Genomic DNA, 19,496 nt, shown 5'->3' on the forward strand with positions numbered 1-19,496 from the left:
ATGCAGCTGGCCTCGTGTCAGCTGCTTGTTTGCAAACGATGAATCAATATTACTTCAGCTTAAATATCAGCTATCAGACCTTCCTCGCACACTATTCGGGTGCGGCGAGCTCGGTGCAAGTTGTCACAGACAATGGGCTTAGGATACAACTCCCGGCAACGCGTTTTAGGCCGTTTCTTAGCCAATTGGGGCTTAGAGGTCGGTTCAGACTAACAACTGACCAAAATAATAAGTTTATAAAGTTAGAAACTCTGTAACTCCTCCGTTTAACAGCGAGTTAAACAGGAATCTCAATCACATTCTCAAACATTTCACCTGCCAAGTTCGTTAATTTTATTAACTAAATTTCAATAATGCTTTTACAATAAGCACATGCATTACCTATGCTTAGTTATTAGGTCTTTTAAGCCGATTTAATGCTAAGTGTCCCCTACAAAAAACTATTCTAATGTGGAGTGTGAATATGACCGCGCGTGAAAATGTAGTGCCGGTTCTGCTTGAAAAAGTGTATCAACTGATTCAGGACAAACTCGAGCTATCTCACCAGCCTTTAGTCACTAAATTAGCTCAACACTTATTTAGTAATATGTCCAACGACGATTTGATTCAGCGTAACGAATCGGATCTTTATGGCGCTGTTGTTAGCCTCTGGCATCATATCAATGAGAAAAAACCGGAAGAGATCTCTGTCAGGGTGTTTAACCCAACAGTGAGTCGCCAAGGTTGGCAATCTACCCACACTATTGTTGAAGTCGTTATTCCGGACAGCCCGTTTTTGGTCGATTCCATCAAAATGACCTTGAGTCGTTTGGACCTCTCTTGTCACTTGATGCTCAACAACCCAACGCAAATCACACGTGATAGTAAAGGCGCGGTGACTGAGGTCAACGGTAAAGGCGGCGTGCTTCAGTCACTGTTCCATATCGAAGTGGATCGTCTGAGCAAGAAAGAGGAGATGCAGACGCTAAAGCAAGAATTGCTCGATGTGCTTTCTGACACTCGCTTGGTGGTGAACGCTTGGCAACCAATGGTTGAGCGTCTCAAAGAAGTGACGACACAACTAGAAAAACAGAAATCGGTTATTGCCGTGAACGATGAACGCTTCGATGAAAGTATTGCCTTTCTTCGTTGGTTAGGGGACCACAACTTCACGTTCATGGGTTATAAGGAATATGACCTGAGCAATGTCGATGGCGACAGCGAATTACTGCCAACGGCAGAAAAGGGCCTTGGCCTATTTGCAGACGAGAAACGAGTTCGCGGTGTGAAGCTGTCTGAGCTTTCCGATTCTGCTCGTCTAGAAGCGAAAAAACCTTACGCGCTGATTATCACCAAAGGCAACAAGCCTTCAAGAATTCACAGACCCGCTTACAACGATTATATCGGCATTAAGAAATTTGATGAAAACGGCAAAGTTATCGGTGAACATCGTTTTACGGGGCTTTACACTTCCGCCGTTTATAACCAAGCCGTTTCTTCTATCCCACTGATTCGTGAGAAAGTGGGGCGAATTCTTGAAGCTAGCGGCTACCGTCACGGTTCGTATTCCTACAAAGCACTGCACAATATTCTTGAAAACTATCCACGTGATGAGCTAATCCAAGCAACCGAAGAAGAGCTTCTTGAAGTTGGCATGGGCGTGGTGCAAATGCACGATCGAGATCTTCTGCGTCTTTTCGTGCGTAAAGACCCGTTTGGACGTTTCTTTAGCGCCATGGTCTACGTGACCAAAGATCGTTATAACACCGAACTTCGTCGTCAGACCCAACGCATCCTGAAGCAATATTTTGGCGGCGAGCAAGAAGTGGAGTTCACCACATTCTTCTCCGAAAGCCCTCTGGCGCGTACCCACTACATTGTGCGGGTAGACAACAACAACATCGACGTAGACGTAAAGAATATCGAGCAAAACCTAATGGAAGTATCCTCATCTTGGGATGATCGCCTCAAAGACTCCATCATTGCTAACTTTGGCGAAAGCAAAGGCTTACCACTATCAAAAGAGTATATGAAGGCGTTCCCGCGTTCTTATAAAGAAGCCATGATGCCAGGTAGCGCAGTGGACGATATTGAGCGTTTGGAATCACTCAGTGATGAACATAAATTAGGTATGCTGTTTTATCGCCCACAAGAGTTAGCGGCGGATTCCAAAGCAGTGCGTTTGAAACTGTATCATCGTGACGAGCCGATCCATCTATCTGATGTGATGCCAATGCTCGAAAATTTAGGTCTACGAGTGATCGGTGAATCGCCGTATGAGATCCACAAAACCAATGGTCAGACATTCTGGATCCTTGATTTCTCCATGTTGCATAAGAGCGACAAAGTGGTGGATCTGCGTGAAGCACGCGATCGTTTCCAACAAGCATTTGCCGCGATTTGGGCGGGTGAGCTGGAGAGTGATGGCTTCAACCGTTTGGTGCTCGGTGCGTCCCTCACTGGTCGCGAAATTTCCATCCTTCGTGCTTACGCACGTTATATGCGTCAAGTGGGCTTCCCATTTAGTCAGCAATATATCGAAGATACCTTAAGCCATTACCCAGATTTGGCCAAAGCGCTGGTGGATCTGTTTGTTAAGCGTTTTGATCCCAAATACAAGGGCTCGGAGAAAGGCCAAGAAGATCTCATCAAAGCGATGACGGAACAATTGGATCATGTTGAGAGCTTGGATGATGATCGTATCATTCGCCGCTACATGGAAATGATCTTAGCCACGCTTCGCACCAACTATTATCAAGTGGACGACAAGAAACAGCCGAAACCTTGGTTGTCTCTGAAAATGAAACCAAGCGAGATCCCTGAGATCCCACAACCAGTCCCAGCGTTTGAGATCTTTGTTTACGCACCGGATATCGAAGGTGTTCACTTGCGTGGTGGTAAAGTCGCTCGTGGTGGTTTGCGTTGGTCTGATCGTCAAGAAGACTTCCGTACTGAAATCTTGGGTCTGGTTAAAGCGCAGCAAGTTAAGAATACTGTGATTGTGCCCGTGGGTGCGAAAGGTGGCTTTGTTTGTAAACGTCAGCACACCATGACCACTCGTGATGAAATCTTTGCCGAAGGTCAACGTTGCTACAAACAGTTTATCCGCGCGCTCTTGGATGTGTCTGATAACATTATCGAAGGGGAAGTGGTTCCGCCGAAAAATGTGGTGCGACATGACGAAGACGACCCTTATTTGGTTGTCGCGGCGGATAAAGGGACGGCGACATTCTCTGATTTGGCGAACTCAGTATCGGCAGAGTACAACTTCTGGCTGGGTGATGCGTTTGCTTCCGGTGGCTCAAACGGCTACGACCACAAGGCGATGGGCATCACCGCGAAAGGTGGTTGGGAGTCGGTGAAGCGTCACTTCCGTGAAATGGGTATTGACTGTCAGACCACAGACTTTACCGCAGTCGGTATTGGCGATATGGCGGGTGACGTATTTGGTAATGGTATGCTGCTCTCCAAGCACATCCGCCTGCTGGCCGCGTTTAACCATCTGCACATTTTCATTGATCCAAATCCGGACTCAGCAACCAGTTGGGAAGAGCGTAACCGTTTATTCAACTTGCCTCGCTCAAGCTGGGAAGATTATAACGCTAAGCTGATTTCTAAAGGTGGCGGTGTTTTCTCTCGTCGTGCGAAGTCGATTACACTGACGCCAGAAATTCAGAAGATGCTGTCTACGAAGAAAGCCTCTTTGGCGCCGAATGAGTTGATCAAAATGATCCTGAAAATGGAAGTTGATCTACTTTGGAACGGTGGCATCGGTACCTATGTCAAAGCGTCGACAGAAACGCATACAGACGTTGGTGACCGTGCCAACGATGTGCTGCGTATTGATGGACGTGATCTACAAGCTCGTATTGTCGGTGAAGGCGGCAACTTGGGCATGACGCAGAAAGGTCGTATTGAGTATGCGCTGAACGGCGGCCGGGTTAACACTGACTTTGTCGACAACGTAGGTGGTGTAGATTGTTCTGATAACGAAGTGAACATCAAGATCTTCCTCAACGGCTTGGTTTCCAATGGCGATATGACGATCAAACAGCGCAACGCCATCTTGGAATCCATGGAAGAGGAAGTTGGCGAGATTGTTCTTGATGATGCTTACCGTCAATCCGAGTCTATTTCTGTCACCGAGCAACAAGGTGTCAGTGTTGTTAAAGAGCAAATTCGCTTTATTCACACCATGGAAAAAGCGGGCTATCTTGATCGCGCGCTGGAAAGTATTCCAGATGACGAGACACTACTGGAACGAGAAAAAACCGGACGTAGTCTGACTCGCCCAGAGCTTGCCGTATTGGTTGCTTACGGCAAAATGGTGCTGAAAGAACAATTGGCTAACGATGATATCGCCAACGACGAGTTCCATGCCAAGCAGCTTGTCGCGTATTTCCCAAGTGAGCTACGTAATAAGTATGCGCAGCAGATGTCATCTCATCCGCTTCGTACAGAGATCATTGCAACGGCTCTTGCAAACCAAATGGTTAACGAAATGGGATGTAATTTCGTTACGCGATTGCAGGAAGAGACAGGAGCAACCGTTGTTGACATTGCTAATGCATACAGCGCTGCAAGAGAAATCTACGATCTCGGTGACATTTTAGACAAAACCCGCGATCTCGATAACGTCGCTTCCGCGGATGCACAGTACGAAATTATGTTTAACGTGCGTCGCATGCTGCGTCGTGTTGCTCGCTGGTTGCTCCGTAATCGCAGTGGTAAGAACAACGTAAGTGAGTTGATTGAACGTTACCGCGCTGATGTGGATGTGATCACTCGCAGCTTAGATGAGATGTTGGTCTCAGCCGAAGTGGAAGAGCATGAAGAGCTGGCACGTTCTTGGATAGAGCGTGGGGTAGACGCGAGTTTGGCCAACAGAGTGTCACGTCTTTCTAGTTTGCAGTCGGCTTTGGATATTTCTGCGGTCGCCAGAGAGAAGGGCAAAACCGTCGAGCAAGCATCGAAGTTGTATTTTAATCTGGGTGATCGCCTTTCACTGCATTGGTTCCTCAAACAGATCAACAGTCAGGCCGTTGATAACAACTGGCAAGCATTGGCGCGAGCGGCGTTCCGTGAAGATTTAGATTGGCAGCAACGTTTATTAACTGCGCAAGTGCTTAACTGTCGTAGTGCTGATGGAGAGTTTGATGTGATCGAAGCACTCGATGAATGGATGGAGCGCAACGAAACGTCACTACACCGCTGGGAAAGCATTTTAAATGAGTTCAAGGTGGGTAGTGTTCACGAATTTGCTAAATTCTCAGTGGCTCTGCGTGAACTGGTATTACTTAACCTCAATTGCAGTGCAAATGACTAGGTTTTTACCCGTTAGATAAGTTTAAAGCCCCGAAAGGGGCTTTTTTATTACTCTGAGATTATAAAGTGACCATTTACACGTTACGGTGTCTCTTTTCGTATCCACTCAAACGATTGCTTTGTTATCTTTCAATATGTACCTACATTGTTCTTAACTATAAGGGACTGATAATTAAAGATATTAAATAAAAGATGGCTGCATTTATCAATAATCGCCGTATTTTGTTTGAATTGCGCCAATTTTAAGTAAATAATACCACCCCGTTTACACGGGGCTTTTTTCTTTCGGAGGCACAATGCTTTACCGTCTAGCCAGAGCTGGCTTTTTTCAATTGGATGCCGAAAAGGCGCATGACCTTGCCATTCAAAATTTCAAACGTTTCACTGGAACACCTCTCGATCTATTCTATCGTCAACAACTTCCACATCGTCCTGTTGAGTGTATGGGATTAACCTTCCGTAATCCTGTCGGCTTGGCCGCGGGGCTCGATAAAAATGGAGAATGCATTGAAGCGTTTGACGCGATGGGGTTTGGGTTTGTCGAAGTCGGTACCGTCACGCCACGACCTCAATCTGGCAATGACAAACCACGCTTGTTCCGCCTAGTCAATGCCGAGGGCATTATCAATCGTATGGGCTTCAATAATGAAGGTGTTGATTACCTGATTGAGAATGTTAAAAAAGCCAAGTACAGCTGTATCCTTGGGATCAATATTGGCAAAAATAAAGATACGCCGATTGAGAAAGGGGTAGAGGATTACCTCATCTGTATGGATAAAGTGTATGAATACGCTGGCTATATTGCGGTGAATGTTTCATCACCCAATACACCAGGATTGCGCTCTCTACAATATGGTGAAGCGTTAGATGAACTCTTGTCCTCGTTGAAACACAAGCAAGAAGAGCTAGCAGAAAAGTACAGCAAATATGTCCCGTTGACACTGAAGATCGCGCCGGATCTTACGGATGAGGAAATTAAGCAGATTTGCCAATCGTTGATCAAAAATAAGATCGATGGTGTGATCGCGACCAACACGACTCTTGATCGCAGTATTGTGGAAGGAATGAAGTACGCTAATGAGGCGGGAGGGTTAAGTGGCCGTCCTCTGCAATCGCGCAGTACCGAAGTCGTCCGTCTACTTCATCAGGAGTTACAGGGTGACATTCCTATCATCGGTGTTGGCGGTATTGATTCATTTGTCGCCGCGAAAGAGAAAATGATGGCGGGGGCGAATCTAGTTCAGGTTTATTCTGGCTTTATTTACCATGGGCCAGGTCTGGTACGCGATATTGTTAAAAATCTGTGACTTACAAGCGATAAGCTACTGAGAAATCAAGTCTTATTACGAAAGAAAGAGGAACGTGTTTCCTCTTTTTTTTTGTCCGTTGGTTTGTAGAATCAAAAGTACTGGAAGGTAATTAAGCGTTTACCTTCTTAATTCTGAGCTAACGTGAGAATGGAATAATGCTTAAACCAAGTGATAAATGGAAATGGTATTTCGACAAGTCCTCGGCTTGTTTGATGCTTGATTTGGGGGATACCTACGTCTTCCAAACAAACCTGACCAAGAAACATCTTGTAGATTGTGCATTTTCGCAAAATGAGTTCACGGTAGACGACGCCAGTGCATTTCAAACCTTCAAAGAAGGTCTCGCTTATCTAGAGCTTAATGAATATCGTAAGGATGAGCTCACACTGTATTGCGTGGCGGCAAAGCGGTTTCACAAGCCTGTTCAACCTAAGAGCTGGTTCTTTGATGCAAGTACAGCAGAGCATCAACCGGTAGAAGGGGAACTGGTGCTATTGTCCAATAGCTTCAATCGAGGGCTGTTTATTGTTTTAGAAGCAGGGGACAACGCAAGTTTGGTGTGCCCAGTGCAGCTGACGGGCTTCTTATTAACGGCTGAAAAGTCATTGGCTTACGGTGAAGCGATTAAAGTGATGCACGATCGAATGAGCGTTCCTAATCAAGCCGATTTATGCCTTCCTATGGCCCTTGTTGGGTAAAACTTTCCTTTATTTTCGTTCCTATTGTTTGCACTTATCGACCCATGAGGTCGATTTTTTTTGCGCCTCAATTACGTCTACAAAACATATCTCTACTTTTTCTAGGTTCGACTGTGTGATTTTGAGCCAATTTTTTCTTCCCATTTAACCTCCCGAATTAGGACGATAGCGGCCAAATAACCGCCAATTGTTCCCTGTTTTGCCCTATTGGTAAGTAAATTACACAGCAGATTTAAATCTGGTATATACCAAATTTAATGTAAATAAGTATTCACTTTGCTTGTGGGCCAATTAATCTGGATAAGAGATGACGTTGACAGTGACCTGAGCCATAACATTTGAAAGGGAATGACCGCTTAGAAGTTGAGCAGTTGTTTGCCACCTGAGTCAGTGGAGGAGAAAACCTTTGAAATACGAGGCATTGAAAAGAATATCAGGTATAATCAGCACCATTTTTAATTGCTAAAGAACGCTATGAACCAATATCTTGCTGTTACCTCAAATGGGTTAGAAAACCTTCTTGCTGAAGAACTGACGAATCTAGGGATCACAGACGCCAAACCCGTACAGGCAGGGGTGAAATTTTCTGCTTCAAATGAGCAGATTTATCGTTGCTGTTTGTGGAGCCGTCTAGCTTCTCGTTTCGTAAGAATCCTTTCTGAGTTTACCTGTCAGGATGATATGGATCTTTATCTGGCAACCGTCGCGATTAACTGGGTAAATCAGTTCCACAGCACGAAAAAGTTCATTGTCGATTTCAACGGAACCAACCGTGAAATAAGAAATAGCCAGTACGGTGCGATGAAAGTGAAAGACGCTGTGGTGGACTGTTTTGAAAAGAAAGGGTTGCCTCGCCCGAACATTAGTAAAGAAAGACCAGACGTGCGTTTGCACGTGCGACTACACAAAGACAAAGCAATTTTGGGTATTGACATGGTCGGTAGCGGATTACATCAACGCGGCTACCGTCCGGCTTCGGGAAAAGCGCCACTGCGTGAAACGCTGGCTGCCGCAATCATCCTTCGCTCTGGCTGGAACTCAACTCAACCACTCCTCGACCCAATGTGTGGTTCAGGCACTCTTCTGATAGAAGCGGCAATGATGGCTGCGAACATGGCTCCGGGTGTGAAGCGTGAGAAATGGGTGTTTGAGTGCTTAGAAGATTTTGAACCTGAAGTGTGGGCACAGATAAAATCAGAAGCGAGTGTCACCGCTCGACGTGGTGTCAAAAAAGTTGACGCAAAGTTTTATGGCTTTGATAACGATGAAAAAGTCCTTGGCATTGCACGTGAAAACGCGCGACGTGCAGGTGTGGCTGAGCTGATTGAATTTAAATTGGGTGATGCGGCAACACTGTCACGTCCGCAAGGTTTCGACCATGGCGTTATTGTATCTAACCCCCCATACGGTGAGCGTTTGGGTACAGAACCAGGCTTAATTGCACTTTACACCGCATTTGGTGGACAGCTTAAGTCTGAGTTTGGCGGTTGTACTGCCTCCATCTTCTCGAGTTCAGATGAGCTACTAAGCTGTCTGCGTATGCGTGCTGATAAGCAGTTTAAATTGAATAACGGTGCGTTACCTTGTCACCAAAAGAACTACACCATAGCGCAAAGAAGCGCCGAACAGATTGAAGGCGCCGATACACCTCTTTCCATTGCCCCTGATTTTGCCAATCGATTGAAGAAAAATATCGGCAAAGTGGGCAAGTGGGCAAAGAAAGAACAACTGGATTGCTATCGCATCTATGACGCTGATCTTCCTGAATACAATGTGGCAATTGATATCTATCTCGATCATATTGTGATTCAGGAGTATGCAGCGCCTAAAGACATTCCAGAGGAAAAAGCGAAACGTCGTCTGACGGATATTATTCGTGCCACCATACAGGTGACGGGCATTGAAGCGAACAAAGTCGTGCTTAAGGTGCGTGAAAAACAAAAAGGGCGCAATCAATACCAGAAAATGGCTCAAGTCGCACAGACGATGGAAGTCAACGAGTATGGCGTTAAGCTCATTGTTAATCTCTACGATTACCTCGATACGGGTTTGTTTCTTGATCACAAGATCACTCGTCGTCGTCTTGGTGAAATGGCACAGGGCAAGGATTTCTTGAATCTGTTTGCTTATACAGGTAGTGCGACGGTACACGCGGCTAAAGGTGGTGCTCGTTCTACGACGACCGTCGATATGTCCAAAACCTATCTGCAATGGGCAAAAGACAACATGGCGTTAAATGGTTGTGTAGGCAATCAACATAAGTTTGAGCAAGCCGACTGTCTGCAGTGGCTAGAGAACGCGCAGGGGCAGTATGATCTTATTTTCATCGACCCACCGACATTCTCCAATTCGAAACGGATGGAAGCTTCTTTCGATGTACAACGTGATCACATCAAACTGATGAAAAATCTAAAGCGTCTGCTCAGACTGGGAGGAACGATTGTCTTCTCCAATAATAAGCGCCACTTCAAAATGGACTTGGAATCGCTTCTAGAGCTAGGTTTGAACGCTCAAAATATTTCTTCACAGACGTTACCACTCGATTTTGAACGCAATAAGCAGATCCATAACTGCTGGTTGGTAACGCATCAGAACTAATGGTGAATGCATTGGTGATACTCTACAGCACACAAGGCTGCCATCTCTGTGAGATGGCCCTTGAACTCGCAAATCAAGCAGGAATAGGGGATAAACTCGAGGTTATCGACATAGCTTTCGACGATGGGTTGTTTTCTCGTTACGGTGTCACCATTCCTGTATTGCATTGCCAAGGGGCCGAAATAAACTGGCCTTTTGATCTCAAAGAATTAACTCAATGGTTGGAAGATAATGGCATTACTTACCATTCATAATGGTCAACTGGCATTTGGTGACCATCCTCTGCTCGATAAAGCGGATTTTGCCTTACAAGAAAATGAGAGAGTCTGTTTAGTTGGCCGTAATGGAGCAGGTAAATCGACCTTAATGAAGGTGCTTGCTGGTGAAATCCAAATGGACGACGGCAAGTTTCAGATCACGCAAGATGTGGTGGTATCGCGTCTAGAGCAAGATCCGCCAAGAAATGAATCGGGAACAGTTTATGATTATGTTGCTGGTGGGTTGGCAGAAATCGGCCAGCAGTTAAAGATCTACCATGATCTTTTGGATCTTGTTGCGGTTGACCCAAGTGAGAAAAATATAAACCAGCTTGCCAGAGTGCAAGAACAACTGGATCACGCTAATGCGTGGCGTTTTGATGATCGAGTGAGCCACGTTTTGGCGGCCCTTCAGCTTAACGCAGAGACTAAGCTGACCGATTTGTCCGGTGGTTGGCAGCGTAAAGCGGCTCTGGCCAAAGCATTGGTTTGCGATCCAGATGTTTTGCTGCTGGATGAACCGACTAACCATTTAGATGTCACGACGATCGAATGGTTAGAAACGTTTTTAAAAGATTTCCGTGGTTCTATCATCTTTATCTCTCACGACCGTGCCTTTATCAAGGCGATGGCGACACGTATCGTCGATCTTGACCGTGGCAAGCTCGCCTCTTTCCCGGGTGACTACGAAAACTACTTGGTAGAAAAAGAGGAGATGCTTCGGGTTGAAGAGATGCAGAATGCAGAATTCGACAAGAAACTCGCCCAAGAAGAAGTTTGGATTCGTCAAGGCATTAAGGCACGCAGAACCCGTAACGAAGGACGTGTTCGCGCATTAAAAAAACTGCGTGAAGAGCGCCAAAATCGCGTGGAAGTGCAAGGTAAAGCGAAGATCCAGATTGATGATGCATCGCGTTCGGGCAAGATCGTGTTTGAGGCGAAAAATATCCATTTTGCCTTTGATGGTAAGACAATCGTTGATGATTTTAGCTTCAATATCATGCGTGGTGATCGCATCGCATTGATTGGTCCAAATGGGTGCGGCAAAAGTACAGTGCTGAAATTGTTGCTTGGCCAATTGTCGCCAGATGCCGGGCAGCTTCATTGTGGTACTAAACTTGAAGTTGCTTACTTTGACCAGTACCGTGAGATTTTAGATCCAGAAAAAACCGTTATTGACAATCTGGCCGATGGTAAACAGGAAGTGACGGTTGGTGGGCGTGATAGACATGCATTGAGTTATTTGCAAGATTTTCTCTTTTCGCCCAAACGTGCCAGAACGCCGGTCAAAGCACTCTCTGGTGGTGAGAAAAACCGGCTCTTGCTTGCGCGTATTTTCCTTAAAGCCAATAACTTATTGATTCTTGACGAACCGACCAATGATTTAGATATTGAAACGTTGGAACTTTTGGAAGAATTACTTGCCAATTATCAGGGTACATTGCTTTTGGTTAGCCACGATCGACAATTTGTCGACAACACCGTAACCACAAGTTGGATCTTTGAAGGTGAAGGGCGGATTGAAGAGTTTGTTGGCGGTTATCACGACGCGCAGCAACAACGTTCTCAGGCGATCTTGGCAAGGGAAATTGAGACAAAACAATCTCCTAAAACGAAAGTGGTTGAGGATACTCCCAAAACAACGCCAGTAAAGAACACCTCGAAGAAGTTATCGTATAAGCTCCAAAGAGAGTTGGAGGCGCTACCTGCTCGTTTGGAACAGCTAGAAACCGACATTGAAGCCTTGCAAGAGCAGGTCAACTCTGCCGATTTCTTCTCGCAGCCTGTAGAGAAAACGCAACCAGTACTCGATAAGTTAACCGCTTTGGAGCAGGAATTAGAAATCGCTTTCGAGAGATGGGAAGAGCTCGAAGCAATGCAACAGGATAGTTAAAAACCAATGAATTGCAGTATGAAATTCAAAATGACGACCGTAGCACTGCTGGTGGGTAGTGCAATGCAGGCAAACGCCGCGCTATACAAAGTTGTGGAAGTTGACCCAGCCCAAAATGGCAGCACTTCTTCGTACAACGAAGCCTATGGTGTTGCCATTCAAGCTGGAAACGTCTATCAGGATAGCGGAAAAACGCTACCGTTTGATAAAGGCTGCTTTGACAATGCTGCCGCTTGTGGTGATGAGCAATTTAAACTGGCTTTGGAGACGAGAATATCTGTCGATGGGGTTAGCTATCGTGAAGAAGTGCCATTTGCCATGGATCCTGCCTTCAGTTACATCCAAGATTACGATGATTTCAGAACCTATTGTTTTCGCGAATTGCGTTACTCAACTTGCGATACTTGGGCTTCCGTTCACTGGGCTCCATGGTCAAAAGAGCTGAGTAAAGACTATACATCGAACGCGCTGGCCTTTGTTGAAGGAGCTTCCAATGCTTACGATAATAAATACAACAACGTTATCAATAGCTTGACTGAAGCTGGTTTGCCAGTAGGCAATCAGAGTGTGGTAAAAGCTGATCAAACGGCTTTAGAAACTCGCAATACTGTCGTTGCTCCTGTTGTACCAAATGGGGATTTCTATCAGTCTCGAGCCTGGAAAACAGATGGCTCTTACACTTCTGGCAGCATTGCCACATCTGCGACGAATGACTATGGTTCTCACCACACTTCCAAAGCAGCGATTTGGGATCAAAATGGCAACGTTAGCCAAATTGTTTGGCCTCAAGGTGGGGATAGAGATAGAAATCGTCTCGCACAAGGTAGTATGAGAGATTTTGCTCTTTTAAGAGACGAAAACGATAAACCTATCACTATCTATGGGGTGGGTTACAACACCTTTTCTGATGACAACTATCTCAATGCCAGTGTCTTTGTCGGAACTATCGATGATAGCGCTTTTGATAAAACGACTTGGGAAACGAAAGTGGTTAGTGGCGCACAGATGAAAATTGGTAGCGACATTATCCATAGCAACTCTGTTGTGACCAACGTCAATGATAAATTTGTCGCTGTCGGCGAAGCCAAGCGTTCTGGTTCAAAACCCTCAGAAGGTGCGGCGGCTAATCGATTGTTTTTAATCGAAGATGTCACAGCAGACTCTATTTCGGCGACCTTTTTAACTTCGTTAGATAATCTATTCTTCTCGGGGGCTGGTGGCAAAATGGGCGGGATCAATAATTACAACGAGATTGTTGGTCAAGTTGATGCTGAAGATACCCGTGAAATTGATGGTAAAGAGCGGAGAAAGCGCGGTTTTATCTTTCCATATGGTGGAGCAGGAGCGAATCAAGAGCGGCGTGCTATCTTTAACGACAAAGCTTGGTTTTTGGATGATCTCACCAATGGCAGTAATGCGCCGACAAGCAATAACCAATATAGAATAGTGGATGCTTCCGATATCAATGATGCGGGCGTGATTTCTGCTACTGCGATTAAGTGTGATGGAGGTTATGATTCTACGTCACATAATGCTTACTGTGGTGGTGGCAGCAAAGATGAAACGATTGTGGCTGTCAAATTAGTTCCAATTGCAGGTGCGACTTCAGCAGACATCGAAGCGAGACCTGTCGATAAAGCGGCGGCAGAACGTAAAGGAGCAGGCCTTGGTTGGCTTTCTTTGACACTGTTAGTGTTTTTTGGTTTCCGCAGAAAATAGACTGATTTTTTAAACTAAGCACAGGCTCACATTTTTGACTCTGTGCTTTTTTTATACCTTGAGAAATGCTCGCAAGTGATCGATTCTTAATTGTGGAGTCACAAAAACTCCATCAAACTTTCATAGTAGTACGTTAGTTATAATGGACCGTATGAGGTAAAAAATTATGAAGAGACAAAAGCGTGATCGCCTAGATCGAGCACAATCCCAAGGCTACAAGGCTGGCTTAAATGGTAGGTCTCAGGAGGAGTGTCCTTATCAGCAGATGGATGCTCGCTCGTATTGGTTAGGTGGTTGGCGTGACGCCAGAAATGACAAGCACTCTGGTCTCTATAAATGATGTCCACATACAACTAGAAGGATTTGTAAGAAAGGCTCACTTCTTAGTGAGCCTTTTCTTTTGCCGTTAGTAAATATCAATTTGGTGCACTATAACTAAATGGTTTGGTGAAAAAATAAGCAGCCCAAACCGGGCCGCTACAAAATCAGTGAAACTAAAATGCAGACGTATCTTGGAACAAGCCGACTTTCAGATCTTTTGCGACATAAATTTCTTTGCCATCAACAAGAACACGGCCATCAGCTAAACCCATGACCAATTTGCGGTTTACGACACGCTTCATATGAATTTCGTAAGTGACCTTTTTCGCTGTTGGTAAGATTTGCCCGGTAAACTTCACTTCACCGACACCCAATGCACGGCCTTTACCTTGGCCACCAACCCAACCAAGAAAGAAACCAACAAGTTGCCACATGGCGTCCAAACCTAAGCAGCCTGGCATTACAGGGTCACCAGGAAAGTGGCAATCAAAGAACCATAAATCCGGTTTGATGTCCAACTCAGCTAAGATAAGACCTTTGCCAAAATCGCCTTCTGTCTCTGACATTTTGGTCACACGGTCCATCATAAGCATATTTGGTGCAGGGAGCTGCGGATAACCAGGACCAAAAAGCTCGCCCTGACTAGATGCCAATAGATCTTCTCGGGTATATGATTCACGTTTGTTTTGCATTGTCTGTATACTCCAATTTTTGACCAAGGCATCTTAGTGAACGCGTGTACGCTAAACAACTCCGATGAGTACTAGACAAACCAGTTTTTAATACGTTCTACAAAGCCTTGAGGATGGTCATGTTTAGCAAAATTCTCAATGCGCTCAGCAATCATACTTAGCACACTGTCTTCTTCGCCACGAAATGGTTTTCCCATAATCAGCGGAATCACTTCATCAATAGATGATACAGCCCAAATATGAAATTCTTTCGCTTTAATGCTCTCGACGACCTCTTTATGCAATGCAAGATGTTTTAAGTTCGTTTCTGGAAGAATAACGCCTTGTTCACCTGTAAACCCTTGATGTTTACAAACTTGGTAGAAGCCTTCAATTTTTTCATTCAATCCACCAACAGCTTGAACGCGACCAAACTGGTCTACCGCTCCTGTGACTGCGATTTGCTGGTCAATTGGCTGCTCGGAAAGTGCGCTTACCAAACAACAGAGTTCAGCGAGAGAGGCACTGTCACCATCAACTTCACTATAGGACTGTTCAAATACAATCGAAGCGGAGTAGGGTAATGGTTCATCAAGTCGCAGTGCACTACTTAAAAACGCCTGCATGATCATCATGCCTTTAGCGTGTAGATTGCCTCCAAGTTCCGCTTTACGTTCCACATCAGAAACATCACCATCGCCAAAATGTATCACGCATGAAATACGTGCCGGCTCGCCGTAAGAAACGGGGTGCCCTGCAACATCAATAACGGTTAACCCATTAATCTGTCCGATCTGTTCGCCCGTGGTTTCAATAATCACCTGTCCATCAAGAATATCATCAATAGCACGATGAGGAAGATAGGACTCTCTAAACTGCTTCTCTTCGATCGCTCGATCCATATTTGCCCCAGTTATGAGGTAGTTATCCGATTCAATGGCCGCAAGAGAAAGTATGTTGCGTAGCCAAAGTGGAGACAGAGGCAGGTAATGTTGATCTTCCGTCTCTCTCACACCGGCTGTAAGCAAACGTAAAAGTGCGTCCTGATCAAAAGAGGGTAACTCATATCTATTGCATAACCACTTTAAATAGCCGATGTAAGGAGTCAGGTTGTCATCATCAAGATGAAAATCCTCCTCCAATTCAGTGTACATTGAAAGAACAGAAAGCAGGTCTTCATCAAGATAGTCCAGTTCTGCTAGTTGATTTCTGTCGCCAGTGATCACCATTTTGCTTTGATAAACAACTGGTTCAACTTGTGGAGAAAACCATTCGGCTTTTAACGGTTTCGGTAACACTGGCTCACCAAGCATCGCTGCTTTGATTTTTGGCCAAAGCAGCGGATTAGCTAGAATCAAATTGGCGGAAACAATCAGAATGACGTTTTCTACTTGTGAGAGTTGGCCCGCTAGCATCTCTATTTGTCCGTTTTTATCGAGCCGATAAGTATCAAACAATTGATCTACCGCCAAGGATTCGGTCGATAACACGTTATGATTAGATATCGTTTCTTGCAGCGCTTCTTTGATAAGACCTCTGAATACAGAGTTGTCGCCACAGTTGACAAGTAAGAAGCGATGCATTCCAGAGGAAATCGTAAAGGCTTCAAGTGCCGAAGCGGCTCTGGGTTGCAGCTCTAAGTAGTCTGTCTGCTCAATGTTGTGGAGCTCGGAAAGGACATGGCGAAAATGGTCGAATTGAGGCGTTACGAATTGCCAGTTAACTTGGTTCATCTACATTCTTTATCAACGGGAATTGCAGCGGAGTATATCAGAATCATGAAATTCTGCAGGTAAATTGCCACGAGCATGCCTACGATAAAGAAAAAGGTTGATCTGACTCTACTTGGCATCTTCTCTAGCTTGAGAACTGACGCGGCTTGAGTTACGCTGTCACCATAAATGTGCTGGGATGGAATAGATGAAATATCAACAGTTAGAGAATTTAGAATGTGGCTGGAAGTGGCAATATCTTGTCAATAAATGGAAGGATGGAGAAGCGATTACCCGTCACATCGATTCAAGTGAAGCGGATGCCGCAGTTGCTGAGCTTCGAAGGTTGGAGCATCAACCTACGCAAGTAATCGAGTGGATTGAACGTCATATGGCTCTCGATCTAGATAAAAAGCTTAAGCAAGCCATTCGCGCCAAACGTAAACGACATTTTAACGCAGAGCAGATTCACACAAAGAAAAAGTCGATAGATCTCGATTATCGCGTGTGGGAGAAGCTTTCATTTCGAGCAAATGAGTTGGGATGCACTTTATCTGATGCGATTGAATATTTGCTGAGTGAAGCTTCGCGTAGCGAAAAAGCCAGTGCTGCGGTTACCAGCTTAAAAGAAGACTTAAGTAAACTGCTATCAGACTAAACCAAGGAGGGCGTTATGCTTTATGTTATCGTGATTGCAGCGGTGTTAATCTTTTGGTTAGTCGCCATCGACAGACCTGTATTGAAAATTAGCTTTAAGCAAGGGCATATCAATGCGGTTAAGGGAAATTTGCCACCATCATTCCGCCATAATTTGCAGGAGATTGGTGATAAAACGCCCTTTGATGGTGAGTTAAAAGTTTACAGCCAACGCACGGGGATGAAATTGGTTTTCAGCGAGCAAGTTCCGAAAAAAATTCAACAGCGCATTAGAAATGTTTTCCCACACCAGGGCTTTAAATCAAGTAAAGGGAAAAAGCACGCCTGAGAAACATCTCAGTTTCATCGTTATTTCGACTCACGCGAGAAGCGTAAACAATCATGTTCAAATCAAAGGAGTGACACGTTAATCTCGGACTTTTCTTCAAGAAGGAAAATGCATGAGATACAGTGTCACTTTTTTCATCACAATTTGCTTAGCTTTTCCATCTTCTGCTGACGATTCCGCAAGGAATCCTGTTGCGGCAAAGATAAAAAAAACAATTGCAAACTAAAGTAAATAAACAGTTCCATTCCTACGAAGGGTACTGTGACCTAGTCATTTACCTAGAGCACACGGAAAAGTATGCCATCGTTAAGCGAGTCTCTGGTATTGGTGATCAAAAGATCTGCACTGCAGGCAAGGCGCTTCTAAAAATAGGCTCTCGTTATCGTTACCGCAGCGCGGAAAGCATGCTTGTGATTCACCTAAGTACATTACGTTGAATGCGTTACTGTTTTTCTTGTAACTTCCAATCACAATATTCGGAACCAAAATCACACAAATATCCCAAGTTATGTGGTTATGTAATAAAATTAGGTATATCAAATAAAGTTCAAGGAAGAGTGTTTTGCTTTTAGCGAATAGACGATATACCAAAGAAGCCGTAGACATTGCAGAGCAGGTCGCCAATGAAGTTGAAGTACGGCATGCAAAATGGTTGGTGAGTATTAAGTATTTGCTCGATCAGTCTAATGTTGACAGTTTGCTCAGTTTGCAAGGTCGCTACTGCGATGATGTCATCTTTTCCGAAAATGAGCGGATTACTCGTAATCAACGTATCCTGTTGGAATGTGAGCAAGCCAGAGTTAAGGAGAAGCGAGAAAGGGTACAAGATCGTCAAAATACCCTTAAAAGAGTCGTTGCGGATGTAAGCCGTCATACCGAGCATCTTCTAGTTAAAAAACTGCTTAGTAATCCCATAGATAAGCTGTTTAACGGAATTCCACACTTTGATCATCTGGCTTCTTTTGCTTACTCACCATCTTTGAGTTTTAGCAAGTTGAGCACACTAACCACGTTGAGCCATCAACTAAGCTCAAGTGTGGTGGATTTAGTCTCCAACCCCAAATTCTGCGAACGTATAGGGAAGGCTGCTAAAGGGGTTACCGATGCAAAAGTCGCAATAGGTCAAATTGGCATCGAAAATTGCCGATTACTTTTTCCGGTGCTGATGGCGAGGCCGATGCTCAAATGGTCTGATGCGAATACTAAGTTAATTGCCCCCAAAATGTGGCAGCATATGATAGTCACCGCGAATGTTACTCGAATGCGTTTGTCTGACGCTGGTTTTAAAGAACCAGATGTTGGAATACTTCTTGGCGTATTAAGAACCGTTGGCCAGTTTTTAATTGCTAATCATTTTACTCATACGTTCGAAGATGCGTTAGTCGAAACGATGATTAAGTATCGTGAGCAGGACAAACGCGAAGAGTACTATGCCTGTGCAGAAGTAATGGCGAATATATCTTTTCTACCCAAAGTCATTCATGAGCTTGAAGCTCAGTTGTCGCAACGCGTTTTAGACTCATTAGATTGGTCACCCAACTCAGTGTTTGTTAAAACAGCTGTACAGGAAGATTTAGATAAGGTGCCAGTCGAAAATAGAAATATCGCCGGCGCGGCTTTAGCGCAAGCTCGCGCGTATTCCATTTATGACGGTCTGAATCAGAGCAATGCCTTTGTGGAGAAGCACAAGCCGTATTGGTTTGCTCGTGTACAGATGCCAGGATCTGCACTAAAAGAAATCCAAGCCCGTGTTCCCGGACGCCTCATGTTGTCTAAATAGCTCACGTGTTATTCAATTAGAGCGTTTGAAACGTAGTGGAAAGCTCATATGGAAAAAGTTTAACGGGCTAGGTTTAACAGGTATTTCAATGGCTTGCGGAGCATTGGCGTTGCTAATAAGTGACCCTGTAATGCCATTATCTCAGTGCGCATTATGTATATTATGTTAAATAAAGGATCATTCTAATCTTATATGCCTGCACTTTTCTCTCATAACGACACGACGATCGCAATTGAACATAACCGAT

At 44.7% G+C, this 19,496-nt stretch carries 14 protein-coding genes and 1 pseudogene; 13 read left to right on the forward strand and 2 right to left on the reverse strand.

The features are described from left to right. Positions 1-38 precede the first annotated feature (38 nt). The 9 genes from EA26_RS20355 (at position 39) to rmf (ending at position 14,120) form a co-directional block, all read left to right on the forward strand. The gene (locus EA26_RS20355; protein ID WP_081946422.1) at positions 39-257 is read left to right on the forward strand and encodes a DUF2835 domain-containing protein; all 219 of its coding nucleotides are present in this window, start codon (positions 39-41) and stop codon (positions 255-257) included. A 206-nt stretch (positions 258-463) separates the two neighbouring features. Beyond that, complete coding sequence (locus tag EA26_RS07635; RefSeq protein WP_039426372.1) at positions 464-5,305, forward strand: NAD-glutamate dehydrogenase; 4,842 nt, start codon at positions 464-466, stop codon at positions 5,303-5,305. A 295-nt stretch (positions 5,306-5,600) separates the two neighbouring features. Next, positions 5,601-6,611: a quinone-dependent dihydroorotate dehydrogenase gene (gene pyrD, locus EA26_RS07640; protein ID WP_039426375.1), complete on the forward strand. Its 1,011-nt coding sequence runs from the start codon at positions 5,601-5,603 to the stop codon at positions 6,609-6,611. Positions 6,612-6,769: 158 nt separating this feature from the next. Continuing rightward, complete coding sequence (locus tag EA26_RS07645; RefSeq protein WP_039426378.1) at positions 6,770-7,312, forward strand: cell division protein ZapC; 543 nt, start codon at positions 6,770-6,772, stop codon at positions 7,310-7,312. 474 nt (positions 7,313-7,786) lie between these two features. Continuing rightward, the gene (rlmKL, locus tag EA26_RS07650; protein WP_039426380.1) at positions 7,787-9,910 is read left to right on the forward strand and encodes a bifunctional 23S rRNA (guanine(2069)-N(7))-methyltransferase RlmK/23S rRNA (guanine(2445)-N(2))-methyltransferase RlmL; all 2,124 of its coding nucleotides are present in this window, start codon (positions 7,787-7,789) and stop codon (positions 9,908-9,910) included. Further along, positions 9,910-10,164, forward strand: a complete 255-nt coding sequence (locus tag EA26_RS07655) for a glutaredoxin family protein (protein WP_039426382.1) — start codon at positions 9,910-9,912, stop codon at positions 10,162-10,164. Before rlmKL ends, EA26_RS07655 begins: the two co-directional genes overlap by 1 nt. Next, a complete protein-coding gene (locus EA26_RS07660) occupies positions 10,142-12,061 on the forward strand; it encodes an ABC transporter ATP-binding protein (RefSeq protein ID WP_039426384.1) in 1,920 nt (639 codons plus the stop codon). Before EA26_RS07655 ends, EA26_RS07660 begins: the two co-directional genes overlap by 23 nt. A 6-nt stretch (positions 12,062-12,067) precedes the next feature. Then, positions 12,068-13,780, forward strand: a complete 1,713-nt coding sequence (locus EA26_RS07665) for a DUF3466 family protein (protein ID WP_039426387.1) — start codon at positions 12,068-12,070, stop codon at positions 13,778-13,780. Positions 13,781-13,946: 166 nt separating this feature from the next. Further along, positions 13,947-14,120, forward strand: a complete 174-nt coding sequence (gene rmf, locus EA26_RS20360) for a ribosome modulation factor (protein ID WP_061896343.1) — start codon at positions 13,947-13,949, stop codon at positions 14,118-14,120. A gap of 154 nt (positions 14,121-14,274) precedes the next feature. On the opposite strand, the gene fabA is transcribed toward rmf, so the two are convergent. Together fabA and EA26_RS07675 are read right to left on the reverse strand one after the other, a co-directional pair. Then, positions 14,275-14,793 (reverse strand): bifunctional 3-hydroxydecanoyl-ACP dehydratase/trans-2-decenoyl-ACP isomerase, encoded by a 519-nt coding sequence (gene fabA / locus EA26_RS07670; protein ID WP_039426390.1) that lies wholly within the window; start codon positions 14,791-14,793, stop codon positions 14,275-14,277. A 71-nt stretch (positions 14,794-14,864) separates the two neighbouring features. Next, positions 14,865-16,505, reverse strand: coding sequence for a S16 family serine protease (locus EA26_RS07675; RefSeq protein WP_039426393.1), 1,641 nt, complete (start codon positions 16,503-16,505; stop codon positions 14,865-14,867). Positions 16,506-16,692: 187 nt separating this feature from the next. Between EA26_RS07675 and matP the strand changes: the two genes are divergently transcribed. The 4 genes and pseudogenes from matP to EA26_RS22570 form a co-directional block, all read left to right on the forward strand. Continuing rightward, the gene (gene matP, locus EA26_RS07680; protein WP_039426395.1) at positions 16,693-17,142 is read left to right on the forward strand and encodes a macrodomain Ter protein MatP; all 450 of its coding nucleotides are present in this window, start codon (positions 16,693-16,695) and stop codon (positions 17,140-17,142) included. 15 nt (positions 17,143-17,157) lie between these two features. Then, complete coding sequence (locus EA26_RS07685; protein ID WP_039426396.1) at positions 17,158-17,469, forward strand: DUF3634 family protein; 312 nt, start codon at positions 17,158-17,160, stop codon at positions 17,467-17,469. A 562-nt stretch (positions 17,470-18,031) separates the two neighbouring features. Then, entirely contained in the window at positions 18,032-19,249 is a 1,218-nt protein-coding gene (locus EA26_RS07690) for an HDOD domain-containing protein (RefSeq protein WP_039426397.1), read from the forward strand. A gap of 46 nt (positions 19,250-19,295) precedes the next feature. Then, positions 19,296-19,418, forward strand: a pseudogene (locus EA26_RS22570) (DUF3693 domain-containing protein); the annotation flags it as partial. Positions 19,419-19,496: the final 78 nt, after the last annotated feature.

The organism is Vibrio navarrensis, from assembly GCF_000764325.1.
Classification (GTDB): Bacteria; Pseudomonadota; Gammaproteobacteria; order Enterobacterales; family Vibrionaceae; genus Vibrio; species Vibrio navarrensis.